This is a genomic window from Paenibacillus sp. YIM B09110 (assembly GCF_037167145.1).
In the GTDB taxonomy this organism is placed as follows: Bacteria; Bacillota; Bacilli; order Paenibacillales; family Paenibacillaceae; genus Pristimantibacillus.
Genome location: NZ_JBANSP010000004.1, coordinates 241,966 through 256,062, shown reverse-complemented (window position 1 = coordinate 256,062; position 14,097 = coordinate 241,966). Strand labels below are relative to the sequence as shown.

Annotated in this window: 10 protein-coding genes; 9 read left to right on the top strand and 1 reads right to left on the bottom strand. The window is 51.7% G+C overall.

Annotation, left to right across the window (positions count from 1 at the left end; translation table 11 throughout):
* Positions 1–109 precede the first annotated feature (109 nt).
* From V8F51_RS07820 to ppk1, 9 genes are all read left to right on the top strand, one after another.
* A complete protein-coding gene (locus tag V8F51_RS07820; protein WP_337099611.1) occupies positions 110–3,838 on the top strand; it encodes a DNA polymerase III subunit alpha in 3,729 nt (1,242 codons plus the stop codon).
* Positions 3,839–4,151: 313 nt separating this feature from the next.
* Entirely contained in the window at positions 4,152–4,643 is a 492-nt protein-coding gene (locus tag V8F51_RS07815; RefSeq protein ID WP_337099610.1) for a phosphatidylglycerophosphatase A family protein, read from the top strand.
* A 98-nt stretch (positions 4,644–4,741) separates the two neighbouring features.
* Complete coding sequence (locus V8F51_RS07810; protein ID WP_307200428.1) at positions 4,742–4,930, top strand: glutamate decarboxylase; 189 nt, start codon at positions 4,742–4,744, stop codon at positions 4,928–4,930.
* Positions 4,931–4,970: 40 nt separating this feature from the next.
* The gene (accD, locus tag V8F51_RS07805; protein WP_337099609.1) at positions 4,971–5,843 is read left to right on the top strand and encodes an acetyl-CoA carboxylase, carboxyltransferase subunit beta; all 873 of its coding nucleotides are present in this window, start codon (positions 4,971–4,973) and stop codon (positions 5,841–5,843) included.
* Positions 5,833–6,909 carry an acetyl-CoA carboxylase carboxyltransferase subunit alpha gene (locus V8F51_RS07800; protein WP_337099608.1) on the top strand — a complete coding sequence of 359 codons (1,077 nt, stop codon included), beginning with the start codon at positions 5,833–5,835 and terminating at the stop codon, positions 6,907–6,909. Before accD ends, V8F51_RS07800 begins: the two co-directional genes overlap by 11 nt.
* A gap of 251 nt (positions 6,910–7,160) precedes the next feature.
* The gene (pyk, locus tag V8F51_RS07795) at positions 7,161–8,915 is read left to right on the top strand and encodes a pyruvate kinase (protein ID WP_337099607.1); all 1,755 of its coding nucleotides are present in this window, start codon (positions 7,161–7,163) and stop codon (positions 8,913–8,915) included.
* A gap of 101 nt (positions 8,916–9,016) precedes the next feature.
* Positions 9,017–9,493, top strand: a complete 477-nt coding sequence (locus V8F51_RS07790) for an acyl-CoA thioesterase (protein ID WP_337099606.1) — start codon at positions 9,017–9,019, stop codon at positions 9,491–9,493.
* A 19-nt stretch (positions 9,494–9,512) separates the two neighbouring features.
* Positions 9,513–9,905: an FxsA family protein gene (locus V8F51_RS07785; protein WP_337099605.1), complete on the top strand. Its 393-nt coding sequence runs from the start codon at positions 9,513–9,515 to the stop codon at positions 9,903–9,905.
* 447 nt (positions 9,906–10,352) lie between these two features.
* The gene (gene ppk1, locus V8F51_RS07780) at positions 10,353–12,419 is read left to right on the top strand and encodes a polyphosphate kinase 1 (protein WP_337099604.1); all 2,067 of its coding nucleotides are present in this window, start codon (positions 10,353–10,355) and stop codon (positions 12,417–12,419) included.
* Positions 12,420–12,444: 25 nt separating this feature from the next.
* On the opposite strand, the gene V8F51_RS07775 is transcribed toward ppk1, so the two are convergent.
* Positions 12,445–13,977 (bottom strand): Ppx/GppA phosphatase family protein, encoded by a 1,533-nt coding sequence (locus V8F51_RS07775; protein WP_337099603.1) that lies wholly within the window; start codon positions 13,975–13,977, stop codon positions 12,445–12,447.
* Positions 13,978–14,097: the final 120 nt, after the last annotated feature.

The following is a 14,097-nucleotide window of genomic DNA, read 5'->3' as shown; positions in this document are numbered from 1 at the left end:
CCTCACATGCGGCCTGTCCGGCTCTTGCTACCATTCTATGGGCGTCTAGGTGTCTATTATGATAAAATGGAGTTAATGATTTTGATTTGGACGAGAGGGGGTGTGCGCGATGAACGAGGTGAGTTCCGCATCTTACGTGCACTTGCATGTGCACAGCGAATACAGTTTGCTAGACGGAGCAGCGCGCATTCGCGATCTAGTCTCACGGGCGGCAGAGCTCGGAATGAAGGCACTTGCGTTAACGGATCACGGCGTCATGTACGGAGCGATACCGTTCTATCGCGCATGCCGTGCGCAAGGCATCAAGCCGATTATTGGCTGCGAGCTGTATTATACGGCAGGTCATCGGCAGGATAAGGGAACACGTAAGGAAAATCCGAACTATCATCTGATTGTGCTGGCGAAGAACGAGACCGGCTATCGCAATCTGATGAAACTAAGCTCAATTGCCCACCTGGAGGGTTTTCACTATAAACCGAGAGTCGATATGGAGTCGCTGCGCGCACATGCGGAAGGGCTTGTATGCCTAAGCTCATGCTTGCATGGCGAAGTCTCGCAGCATCTGCTGTATGACCGCCCCGAGGAAGCGAAGGCAGCAGCGTTGCGATATCGCGATATATTCGGCGATGACTTCTATCTGGAGCTCCAGGACCACGGCATGCTTGAACAGAAGAAAGTAGCGGCCGCTATGATCGCTTTGTCGAAGGAGACCGGCATTAAGCTTGTAGCGACGAATGATGTCCATTATTTGCGTCCGGAGGACGCTGAAGTGCAGGATGTGTTGCTCTGTATCGGCACAGGAAAGACGACCCAAGATACGGACCGGATGCGGATGCTGACGAATCAGCTCTACATGAAGAGCCACGAGGAGATGGCGACGCTGTATCGTCATGTTCCGGAAGCGGTTGCCCACACGCTCGAGATCGCAGACAAATGCTCGCTTGAGCTGACGCTGGGTCGGGCGCCGCTGCCTGTATTTCGGCCGGTGCCGGCAGGGATGAGCTCGTCTGCTTACCTGGCAGCGTTATGCAGCGACGGGCTGCAAGCCCGCTACGCAGGATTGCCGGAATGGGCGAGTGATGCGGAATACCGCTCCAAGATAGAGAATCGCCTTGCTTATGAATTGTCCGTCATCGAGAATATGGGCTTCAGCGATTACTTTCTAATCGTGTGGGATTTCATCCGATTCTCGCATGAACGAGGCATCCGGACAGGACCTGGCCGCGGATCATCGGCAGGCAGTCTTGTCGCCTATACGCTTCGTATTACGGATGTTGATCCTATCAAATACAAGCTGTTGTTCGAACGTTTCCTTAATCCCGAACGGATCACCATGCCGGATATTGATATCGACTTCAATGATGAGCGGCGTGACGAGGTTATTGCCTATGTAGCCGCCAAATATGGGGAAGAGCATGTCGCACAGATCATAACATTCGGTACGATGGCAGCGAAGGCTGCGGTGCGCGACGTCGGCAGAGCAATGAGCGTTCCGCTTCATGAGGTAGACCGGGCCGCCAAGCTCATACCGCATCAGCTCGGCATCACGCTGGAGGAAGCGCTTCGGACGAGCACGGAGCTGCAAGAAGCTTGCGCGCGGCAGCCGAAGACGGATGCCATGCTCAAGATGGCGATGAAGGTAGAGGGCATGCCGCGTCACGCCTCAACCCACGCTGCGGGCGTTGTCATATCACGCGAGCCGTTGACGCATTATGCGCCGCTTCAGGAAGGCAGCGAGCAGATTCCGCTGACGCAATATTCCATGGAGCATCTCGAAGCGATCGGTCTGCTGAAGATGGACTTTCTGGGACTTCGCACGTTGTCGATTCTGGAGCGGACGTTGTCCTGGATCAAGCAGCAGCACGGGAAGGAAATAGACTTCCGCAATGTGAACGATAATGATGAGCTGACCTATACAATGCTTGGAAAAGGCGATACGACTGGAATATTCCAGCTCGAGTCGACGGGCGTGAGACGCGTGCTGCGTGAGATGAAGCCTTCGGAATTCGAGGACATTGTATCGGTGCTGGCACTCTATCGTCCCGGTCCGATGGAATTTATTCCAAAATATATTCAAGGCAAGCACGGACTTGTGCAGGTTCAATATCCGCATCCGTCTTTGGAGCCGATCTTAGCTGATACGTACGGCATCATTGTGTATCAAGAGCAGATTATGCAGATTGCCTCGCTTATGGCGGGCTTCTCGCTCGGCGAAGCCGATCTGCTTCGCCGAGCGGTATCGAAGAAGAAACGCGAGGTGCTGGACGAGGAGCGGGCGCACTTCGTGAAGGGAAGCTTGTCGCAGGGCTATTCGGAAGCGGAGGCGAACCTCGTATACGATATGATCGTTCGTTTCGCAGATTACGGCTTCCCGCGCGCGCATGCTGCCGCTTACGGCGTGTTGGCCTTCCAAACGGCATGGCTGAAGGCGCATTATCCGGTTCCATTCATGGCTTCCATGCTTGCTTCGGTTACCGGCAACCAGTGGAAAACGGCGGAATATGTCGACGAATGCCGGCGTATGGGAATAGAGGTGCTGCCGCCGGACGTGAACGAGAGCGGTGTTTCCTTTACGCCGGTCGGGAAGTCCGTTCGTTTCGGCCTGGCCTCGATTAAGAACGTAGGCACGCAAGCGATTGAAGCGTTATCGAAGGTGCGCGAGGAGCAGCCATTCGATAGCTTGCTCGATTTATGTCGTCGCGTTGACCTGCGCGTTGTGAATAAACGCGTGCTGGAGTCGCTCATTCAGTCAGGGGCGTGCGATTCGCTGCCCGGTCATCGGTCGCAGCAGCTCAGCGCGCTCGAGGAGACGGTGGAAGCCGCGCAGAAATGGCGCAAGGAGCGGGAAGAGCTCCAAATCGACATGTTCAGCTTCGGCTTTGACGAGGTGCAGAACTGGGATGTGGAGATGCCGGACGTCCCGCCATATACGACGAGTCAGCAGCTCGATCTCGAGCGTGATCTGCTCGGCCTGTACTTGTCGGGCCATCCGCTTGACGCGATGGATTCGCAGTTGGAGCCGCTTGGATTGGAGCGGCTTGTCGATCTGAGCGAGGCGAAGGACGGAGCGGGCGCCATTATAAGCGCAATGATCGTGTCGTTGAAGCCGTTCACGAATAAGAAAGGCAATGCGATGGGCTTCCTTGAGGTGGAGGACCGCATCATGCGGGTTGAAGCCGTCGTCTTCCCAGCCGTATGGAAGCGGTGCGAGAGCAAGCTTGAGAAGGGCGGACTCGTCATCATGCAAGCGACCGTGCAGCAGCAGGATGATGACTTCAAGCTGATAGTGGAAGATGTCGTTCCTATTGGACGCCCCGAGCTTAATCTTGCTTACGAGGTTCGGAAGCTGCAGGGACAGGCGGCAAGACGCGCGGCTCGGCCGTATGGGACCGCTCAGACGACAACGAGATCGAGTGCCGCGCCTAGTGTGAACAACGCGACTATTGAGAACACCGCTCAGGGTCCTGCTGTCGTACAGGATAAGGCTCAGCCTATTGGAACTGACGCAGAGAGGATTACGGCAGCCGCTGCTGGTCAAGCCAAGGTTGGTCCTTCGGGAACGCGAGCAGAGAGTGCTAATATTCCTGTTAAGCCTGCTCAAGAGCGCAAGAAGCAGCGGGTCTATATTAAAGTTACTGAGGCTAATGATCAGACCGCCACGCTGGATAAACTAAAGGCAGTGCTGACTGTGCACCATGGCACGCTCGATACGGTGCTGTTCTACGAACGCGACCAAAAGTCGCGCGCGCTCAGCGAGGCGTACAGCGTTAAGCCATCGCCGAAGCTCTTCAGCGAAATCGAAGCGCTGCTGGGCGAAGGCGCGATCGTAGTAAGGTAACAGGGGCAGGATGTAAGTTTTGGCCGAAAAATAGCGAAAGAAATTTTCGTTATTCCGTTGGATAGCGGTTGTATGTCGGAAATAGCGCAAGCTTATTGCGCTATTTTTTTTATTTTCATGGCAACGAAGCAGCGCTTGTCATTTTTTTGCTAAACTTTCCTGTCACGGTATGCACGTAACGGCTTGTACCCGCATATGTTTAGAGATACAAGCGGATATAGCCTGCTATCTAGAACCGATTAGGAGCGGCTGGGCTGCTCGGATCAGCGAGGTTACGTACAAGCATACAAGCATCAGCGGGAGGGATAGCCTTATGACCGGAATAGAGAAATGGCTTCTGAAGCGTGGCGTGGCGGTTGCCGATATAACAGAAATTGTCTATATGCTGCAGTTGCCGTACAATTCCGATTTGACGATGGAAGATTGTGAAGAGAGCGTTAGAGCGGTTCTTGCAAAACGAGAAGTGCAATATGTGCTGTTCACGGGCATCGCGCTTGACGAGCTGGCGGAAAAGAAACTTTTGCCAGAGCCGCTCCAGGCAATTATGGAAACGGATGAGTCATTATTTGGCGTAGATGAGACGCTGGCACTGGGCATTACGAATGTATACGGCATGATTGGGTTGACGAGCTTCGGATATTTAGATAAAGTAAAACCCGGCATTATTCGTCAGTTGAACGTAAAAGGCGAGAAAATTCATGTGTTTTTGGACGATCTGGTTGCGGGATTAGCCGCCGCTGCATCTGCCAGAATCGCCCATCAGGACCCGAAGGCGCTTCGATATGATTTGCCGGATTCGCCATGACTATGGTATCATTGTGACATCATATGGCCTGTTACCGGGAATTAGCTAAGCTTACGAAGTGAACTTTGCATGCTGCAAAGTTTTCAGGAGGTACCATGATGTGGACGGTCATCTATATCGCACAAACAGCAAAAATCGCAGATAACATCAAGAAGCGGCTGACGGAGGAAGGTTTCCTTGTGAAAATTCGCTCTGTAAATCTGTCCAAACAGCAATACGAGATATTGGTTCCGTCCGGCGAATTGGAAGAAGTGCAGGAAGTACTTAATTCCATTATGCGTTTGTAACGGATTGCTCTATACTATTGCGCCTTGAGAGGTGTCACACGTGCAAATTAAAGATCTATTTACGAAGAAGAAGTATGCAACCGTTCCATCGGAACGGCCTTCAAAACGCGATATACCTGAAGGATTAATGAATAAGTGTTCGAAATGCGGCAATATTCAGTATAGCAAGGAACTTGAGAAGAACTTAAAGGTTTGTTCCTCCTGCGGGCATCACAATATGCTTAGCGCTTGGGAACGAGTCGCTATGACGCTTGATGACGGGCAATTGACCGAGTATGACGCCAATATGGAATCGGTTGACCCGCTTGGCTTCCCAGGTTATGCAAGCAAGCTGGAGCAGCAGAAGAGCAAGACGAATCTGCGCGACGGCGTCATTACCGGTGAAGGTACAATTGGCGGTTTTCCAGTCGTAATCTGCGTCATGAGCTTTGATTTCTTCACAGGCAGCATGGGCTCAGTCGTCGGGGAAAAAATTACTCGCGCGATCGAAGCGGCTCATGCGAAGCAGTTGCCGCTTCTTATATTCTCGACCTCAAGCGGCGCGCGGATGCAAGAGAGTATTCTTAGTCTCATGCAAATGGCGAAAACAAGCGCGGCTTTGTCCCGGTTCCAAGGTGCAGGCGGCTTGTACATTTCGGTATTCACGGATCCGACAATGGGCGGCGTATCTGCGAGCTTCGCAAGCTTGGGCGATTATATATTGGCCGAGCCTGGCGCGCGCGTTGGCTTTGCGGGACGTGTCGTCATCGAACAAACGATTCGCCAGAAGCTTCCTGACAACTTCCAAACGGCAGAATTCAATTTGCAGCACGGACAGCTCGACAAGGTTGTGCATCGTAAGGATATGAAATCAACGTTAACGAAGCTGCTCGATATGCATTGTGTAAGGGAGGGAGCATCCCATGGCGGGTGAGTTGCCTTTTGAGAAACCGATCTCTGATTTACGCCAGAAAGTAACTGAACTGAAGGCTCTTAGCGAGGAAAAGGGAATTGACTTCACCGATGAAATCCTTATTTTGGAGGAAAAGTGCAAACGGATGGAGCAAGAGCTATACAGTGAACTGACTCCAGCTCAACGTATGCATATGGCGCGTCATCATCAGCGTCCGACCTCGCTAGATTTCATTAACGCAGTGTTCACCGATTTCATGGAGCTGCACGGCGACCGCCTGTTCGCGGACGATCTTGCGATTGTCGGCGGACTTGCGAAGCTGAACGGTATTCCGGTTACGGTTATTGGTCATCAACGGGGCAAGGATACGCGCGATAACATCGCTCGTTTCTTCGGCAGTCCGCATCCTGAGGGCTTCCGCAAAGCTTTGCGCTTCATGGAGCAGGCTAACAAGTTCAAGCGTCCGATCATTACGTTCATCGATACGAAGGGCGCATATCCGGGCAATACGGCAGAGGAGCGCGGACAATCCGAAGCGATTGCGCGCAATCTTCGCGAGATGGCAAGCTTCGGCGTTCCGATCATTTGTATCGTTATTGGCGAAGGCGGAAGCGGCGGCGCACTGGCGCTTGGCGTCGGCAACCGGGTGCTTATGCTGGAAAATGCCATTTATTCGGCCATTTCTCCAAACGGAGCGGCATCGATCCTTTGGAAGGATGCCTCAAGAGCGGATGAAGCTGCTGCTGCTATGAGAATTACAGCCAATGATTTGCTGGAGCTCGGCATCATCGAAGATATTATTGCCGAACCGCAAGGCGGCGCTCACCGCGACTTGGCCTTTCAGGCAGAGCAAATTAAGGATAAGCTATGGAAGCATCTTGAACAGCTTCTTGCGCTTACTCCGGACGAGCTTGTCCTTGACCGTTACAATAAATTTAGAAAAGTCGGCCAGTTCCGCGTAAGCGAGCAGCCAGCAAGCGATGAGCCAAGTTATGGCGGTGAACAAGAGCCTTCTGCGGAAGCGGCGGCGAGTGAATCGGATGATTCCGAGCAGCTTGCGATGCAGGAAGCGCCAACCGTACAATAAGAGGCTGTAAAGACATGATTTTTCACTGTACAAGCAGTAGTGAATCATGTCATTATAAATGAGGAAATAACAATGTATAAGCCAAGCTTATACGTTGTTCATTTTTGCCCATTTCTAAGCATTTATGAGAATTACTCTTAAGGTACTTAGAAACCATTAAGAAACAAACGGCTTGCTTCGCCAAATAAGTTGCTGGAGCGGCCGCATTTGCATGATATCGAATACTAGGCGTTAATCGGAGGAAAATGAACATGCGTAAAACTAAAATCGTTTGTACTATCGGACCGTCCAGCGAATCGTTGGAAAACACAAAGAAATTGATTAAAGCCGGCATGAATGTCGCTCGTCTTAACTTCTCTCACGGCGACTTCGAAGAGCATGGCAACCGTATTAAAAACATTCGTCTTGCCAACGCTGAGCTTGGAACATCTGTAGCCGTTCTGCTCGACACGAAAGGTCCGGAAATTCGTCTGGGCAAGCTGAAGGAAGAGCCGATCGAGCTCATTCAAGGCGACGCAATTACGCTGACGACAGAAGAAATCCTCGGCGACCGTACTCGTATTCCGATTACGTACAGCAATCTGCCGAACGATGTAACGGTTGGTTCCACGGTTCTGATCGACGACGGTCTGATTGGACTAACGGTTGAATCGGTTGAAGGCACTGAAATTCATTGCCGTATCGTGAACAATGGCCCAATCAAGAGCAAGAAGGGTGTTAACGTTCCAGGCGTGAAAATTTCGTTGCCAGGTATTACGGAGAAGGATGCGAACGATATTATTTTCGGTATCGAACAAGGCATCGACTTCGTAGCGGCTTCCTTCGTGCGCAAAGCAAGCGACGTTCTTGAAATTCGTGAGCTGCTTGAGCGTCATAACGCCGGCCACATCCAAATCATCTCGAAAATCGAGAACCAAGAGGGCGTAGACAACCTCGACGAAATTCTTGAAGTATCCGACGGTCTTATGGTTGCTCGTGGCGACCTCGGCGTTGAAATTCCAGCCGAAGAAGTACCGCTCGTTCAAAAAAATATGATCAAAAAATGTAACCGCGTAGGCAAGCCTGTTATTACGGCTACGCAAATGCTTGATTCGATGCAACGCAATCCGCGTCCAACTCGCGCTGAAGCGAGCGACGTAGCGAACGCGATCTTCGACGGCACGGACGCGATCATGCTGTCCGGCGAGACGGCTGCCGGCAAATACCCGGTTGAATCGGTTCAAACGATGGCTCGTATTGCAGAGCGCGCAGAAGCGGCTCTTGAATACCGCGAGATCTTCACGAAACAAGCGAACGCTCAACAAACTTCCGTTACGGAAGCTGTTAGCCAAGCTGTAGCGAACTCCGCTCTTGACCTTAGCGCCAAAGCGATCATCACTTCGACACAAAGCGGCTTTACGGCTCGCATGGTATCGAAGTACCGTCCGAAATCGCCAATCGTTGCGGTAACGACGGACGAGCGCGTTATGCGTCGTCTTGCGCTTATCTGGGGTGTATTGCCGGTTAAAGGCGAAGACGCAGATACGACCGACGCTATGTTTGAAAATGCTGTAAAAGGCGGTATGAGCACAGGCCTTCTTAGCCTAGGCGACACTGTTATTATTACAGCAGGCGTTCCAGTTGGCCGCGCAGGCACAACGAACCTGATCAAGATCCACCATATCGGTGAGCTTCTTGCTCAAGGACAAGGCATCGGGAGCCAAACGGCTACCGGCAAAATCGTAATCGCACGCACTGCGCAAGAAGCGATTGAGAAAACGACAAAAGGCTCCATTCTTGTTGCTGTAGCGACAGACAAAGAATATATGCCTGCAATCGAGCTTGCAGCCGCTGTAATTACGGAACAAGGCGGCATTACGAGCCATACGGCAGTTGTCGGCTTGAACGTAGGAATCCCTGTTATTCTAGGCGTTGCTGAAGCAACCGAGCTGCTCAAAGACGGCATGGAAGTAACGGTATACGCTGAGACGGGCGTTATCTACTCCGGTCAATCGAAAGTTCTTTAATGAAAAAAGCTGCTTCTCGCGAAGCGGCATATAACGATATGGAAGCGACGGTGAATCTACCGTCGCTTTTTTCTCAATTTAGACGGAATGGAGCAGTAGCTATGAGTACAGCAACTGGGTGGTATATGCATCCACTGAGGGTTCGTTACCAGGAAACGGATCAGATGGGAGTTGTTTTTCACGGCAATTATGTAACCTGGTTCGAAATTGGACGTACGGAATGGATAAGGAATGCCGGATACGATTATAAGACGATCGAGGCGCGAGGTTTGCTGCTACCTGTAATCGATCTGCAATGCCGATATATGCTGCCGGCCCATTATGACGATATGGTAGTGGTGTGCACGAGAATTGCGGAATGTACGCCGCTGCGTGTTTCCTTCGAATCGCAGGTTCGAAGAGTAGGCAAGGAGCATTTCGCTGCCGGCCTGCTGTCTGCAGGCGAAGAGCCGCCTGGCGAGCTGCTCGTTCAGGGCGGTACGAAGCATGTATGGGTCAATCCGGAGTGGCAGCCTGCACGGCTTAATAAAGTGATGCCTGAGCTGTACGAGCTTATTCGCTCTGGTGCTGGCGTATAACGAGAAGGAGGAATAAGCGGTGAATAAATGGCTGCTGGCGGCATTCATTGTCATACCGATCATTGAGCTATGGGGAATTTTGCAGGTAGGCGATCTTATAGGTGGTTGGACGACGTTTCTTGTGCTCATCCTGATGGGCCTGGTCGGTTCGTATATGGCCCGGGCGGAAGGGCGCAAAGTATGGGCTGAAGCTCAGCGGCAGATGCAAGCAGGACAAATCCCTGGACAGACGATGCTGGACGGTCTATGCGTTTTAATCGGCGGCTTGTTGCTGCTCATGCCTGGATTTTTCTCCGACATCGTAGGGATCACGCTGCTCTTCCCACTAACCCGTCCCTTCTACAGAGCATATATGCTCGGTTGGATTGAGAAAAGAATGCGGAACGGCAACTTCAAGATTGGCCGATTCTGACTTTCGTATGATTTACGTTACCTTTACAATTGATTAACATGGAAATAATAATCGTCGATTACAATAGAAGCAGTGCTAGGAGCACGCTAATGAATTACGGTACGGCTATGTTGGATTTTAGCAGGATAGAATGCCTTTAGGCGGATGGGCTGGCTGCTATATTGGATTTTTGCATCAACTTCGGTCTTGAATGGTCTTAAATGAGCGTTTCGGAGGAAAGTTAGTGCAAATATCCAATATAGGTACTGGAAAGCCTCATTATGGGCAAAAGTTAATGCAATTATCCAATATAGACGAGACACTAGAGCAATATGCTAAGATTACGCTTACGAAGTCACGCTTTTCTACGAAAAGCAAGATTACGCTTACGAAGTCACGCTTTTCTACGAAAAGCAAGCTTATGCTTACGATGTGAGTTTGCTACGCAAACTCTTTAGGAGGATCACCTTGACCAAACATTTATCGCAATATGTCAACCGGGATTTAAGCTGGATTGAGTTCAATCGGCGCGTGCTGCAGGAAGCGCAGGATGGAAGAAACCCGCTGCTGGAGCGAGCGAAGTTTCTAGCCATCGTAACGAGTAATTTGGATGAATTCATGAGCGTTCGCGTAGCCGGTATTCAGGATCAGATGCGGGCAGGACTGACGAAGACCGACTTCACTGGCTATACGCCAGGCGGCTTGTGGAAGCGACTTATTAAACGGGCGACGCAAATGGTGCATGAGCAATATCGTACATATCGCGAAGTATTTCGCGGACTAAGCAAGGAAGGTATTTTTATTCGCTCGTTCGACGAATTGAACGCGACCCAAGCGAAAGTGATTACGGAATATTTTCATGAAATCGTATTTCCGGTGTTGACGCCGATGGCGGTTGACCAGAGCCGTCCATTTCCGCTCGTTCATACGAAGGAGCTGTATTTGGCTGTGCTGCTGCAAAGAGAGGGCGGATCGGCCGATGAGGAGCCGCTATTTGCCATTGTGCAGGTTCCGTCAATCTTATCGCGCCTTGTGCCTGTTCCAGGCAGAACGAACAGCAAGAAGTCGGAGTTCGTCTTGCTTGAGGATCTAATTGAGCAATTCATAAATACATTATTCAATGGCTATGAGCCGTTCTCCGTCCATCCGTTCCGTCTTACCCGCAACGCCGACTTAACGCTGGATGAAGAGGGCGCGGAGGACTTGCTCGAAGAGATCGAGAAGGAGCTACGCCGTCGCCGTTGGGGGATTCCGGTGCGTCTAGAGATCGGCAAAGGGATGCATCCTTATGCGCTTGAGACGTTGCGAGAGGAACTTGAAATCGAGGACAACTTGTTCGAAATCGATGGACCGCTTGATCTCAGCTTCCTTATGAAGTTCGCGAACTCGCTTCCGGGGTACGACAGTCTAAGATATGAGAAAATGGAGCCGGTCTATCCGCGTGAATTCGATGATACGGACGATATGTTCGAGGTCATCCGGCAGCGGGATGTACTGATGTACCACCCGTATGAGTCATTCGAGGCAGTCAACGACTTCGTTATGCAGGCAGCTTATGATCCAGATGTAATGGCGATCAAGATGACATTGTATCGCGTCAGCGGCCAGTCTGCGCTCGTGCAAGCGCTAGCGAAGGCAGCAGAGTCTGGCAAGCAAGTCACAGTCGTTGTCGAGCTTAAGGCGCGATTCGACGAGGAGCGGAATATTGCTTGGGCGCGCCAACTTGAGAAGGCCGGCTGCCATGTCGTCTATGGACTTGTCGGATTAAAGACGCATGCGAAAATACTGCTCGTCGTCAGACGCGAGCAGAAGACGCTGCGCCGCTACGTCCATGTCGGAACGGGCAACTATAATGACAGCACGGCAATGTTGTACACCGATATTGGTCTATTCACTTCGCATCCGGTTATTGGCGGTGACGCTTCCGCACTGTTCAACGAGGTGACAGGGTATTCTTCCCCTTACGATTGGAAGGCGTTCGGCGTTGCTCCGTCTGACTTGAAGGAGAAGTTGTATCGCCTTATCGACCGTGAGCGCGACAATGCGCTGGCAGGCAAGCCGGCCCGTATTATTGCGAAGATGAATTCTCTGTCCAATCAAGAAATGATCGACAAACTGTATGAGGCGTCCCAGGCTGGGGTGAAGATCGAGTTGATCGTGCGCGGTGTATGCTGCTTGAGGCCGGGCGTTGCGGGGCGAAGCGAGAATATTCGCGTAATCAGCATCGTTGACCGCTTTTTGGAGCATGCGCGGATTATGTATTTCAACAACGGCGGCGAAGAAGAAATTTATTTGTCCAGTGCCGATTGGATGACGCGCAACCTGACGCGGAGAATCGAGCTGATGAGTCCGGTATTCGATGAATCGTTGCGACAAATATTAATCAATATGCTCAAGCTGAATTTGAATGACAATGTAAAAGCAAGAGAGCTGAAGCCGACTGGTTTATACGAGTCGATAGAGGAAGAGGGAAGAGAGCCGTTCCGAAGCCAGTTCGAAGCGAGGTTTATAAATTCGTGGAAAGGCCGCGCATAGCGCGGCCTCCGTTTTGACGGCGTTGTCAGTCATTAACACCTGTTAAGGAGAGCTCAGGCGATAAGCCCCAAAGCTTCTTGAATTCAGAAGCGAGTTCTTCGATCTCGCGCTGTTCCACTGCCAGAACGCCTCGAGGCTGTATCGGCCGAAGCTGAAGCGATGAACCCGAAGCATGAATGAACAGCTGTCCGATTGCTTGTGTCTCGCTGCGGTCGAGCGCAATGGAAAGTTGCAGCAGCGATCCGAGTTTATAGATAAGCTCAAGGTCGGTATCCTGCAGCAGCTCGCGATATTCGGACATTTGCTGCCTTGCGCGGCTCTTGCTCTTGTAGGAGGCAATGGCGGCAGTCATGATAATCTCCCGATGGGACAAGCCGTTCAGATGCGAATTCACGATTAGATAGAAGGAGTGCCGGGCATATTCGTAATAGTCGATCGAAGCGCCTATTCGGAACAGCTTTGCGGCCGAGTCGAGCAGCACTCGAGCATCGTCAGGCAATTGATGCAAATATTGCAGCGAGTCATACAGCTCTACAGCAAGCCGCCCAACCTGCATCACATGCTGCCTTGGCGCTTCGGGATGCAGCGCGCTTAGGTTGTTTAAGCTGAAAGCAAGCACATCGTCTTGTCTGGAATGGTTAGGAAAACGTGTCGCATGGAATAAGCCGTCCCTGAGGCCTGCTCCGCATATCTGATAATGTGTTGCTTTAACAACGCGGTACAGAACGCGTAAGATAGCTATCCCAGGCACTACTACGTCTGCTCGGTCCTTGGACAAGCCTGGCAGCTTGCGGCGCTTGTCTAGCGGCAGCCTGCGCATCTGATCGAAGAGCAGATCGGTCTCCTCGCTGTTGATCGTGTAGTTATGGGTTTGCGGAAACGGATATTTGTAGGCCGCTTGATGTATTTTGCCGAGCGCCCGCACGGTTCCGCCGACTCCGACAAGCGGCATGCCAGGCGACTTTCCGATCCATTGCTCCTGCTTAACCGCATCGCTCACGAAAGCTTCAAGCGACTTCAAGGCATCGTCTGTGAGCATGCCCTTCGGTCCGAACTGCTTGTTCAAGCTGACGCAGCCGAACGGGAACGACACTGATTTCACTAGTGTGCGATTGCGGAATAAGCTTAGCTCGGTGCTTCCGCCGCCAATGTCGATGAGGAAACCGTCGCGAACGCTCAGGGAGTTAATCATGCCTAGGAAGCCGTAAGACGCTTCTTCTTCACCGGAAAGCAGCTCGATGTCGAGTCCCGTCTCGTTCTTGATCCGTGCCAATATTTCGGCGCAGTTGCTAGCATTGCGTACTGCAGCCGTAGCGACGGCTCGGATTTGTCCAGTATGATGATGCGCGCATATCATCGTAAAATGACGCAGCGTGACGATAAGCTCGTCAAGCGCTGCGTCGTTTAATCTGCCGTTCTCGTCGATTCGTTCGCTAAGCCTCGCTGCCCGCTTGCTTCCGTCCGAGACGCGATGCGCGCCGTTCGCGGTTCTCTCATAGACGACGAGCCGGACGGAGTTCGAGCCGATGTCGATAATTCCGATGCGTTGTCCTGTCATGATGCGCCTCCGTTCCGGCAACTTTCGCCTGCCGATTCTCTTTTGGACATTTTACCATTATATCCGACCGAATAAAAATAGTTTTCTACGACGGCTAAAATGGGAGCAAATGGGGAAAAA

Excerpts from the sequence above, each read along its gene's own strand:
- pyk (WP_337099607.1), top strand. The coding sequence starts at position 7,161 with ATGCGTAAAACTAAAATCGTTTGTACTATCGGACCGTCCAGCGAATCG.
- V8F51_RS07775 (WP_337099603.1), bottom strand. The coding sequence starts at position 13,977 with ATGACAGGACAACGCATCGGAATTATCGACATCGGCTCGAACTCCGTC.
- V8F51_RS07810 (WP_307200428.1), top strand. The coding sequence starts at position 4,742 with ATGTGGACGGTCATCTATATCGCACAAACAGCAAAAATCGCAGATAAC.
- V8F51_RS07790 (WP_337099606.1), top strand. The coding sequence starts at position 9,017 with ATGAGTACAGCAACTGGGTGGTATATGCATCCACTGAGGGTTCGTTAC.
- V8F51_RS07800 (WP_337099608.1), top strand. The coding sequence starts at position 5,833 with ATGGCGGGTGAGTTGCCTTTTGAGAAACCGATCTCTGATTTACGCCAG.
- V8F51_RS07820 (WP_337099611.1), top strand. The coding sequence starts at position 110 with ATGAACGAGGTGAGTTCCGCATCTTACGTGCACTTGCATGTGCACAGC.
- V8F51_RS07815 (WP_337099610.1), top strand. The coding sequence starts at position 4,152 with ATGACCGGAATAGAGAAATGGCTTCTGAAGCGTGGCGTGGCGGTTGCC.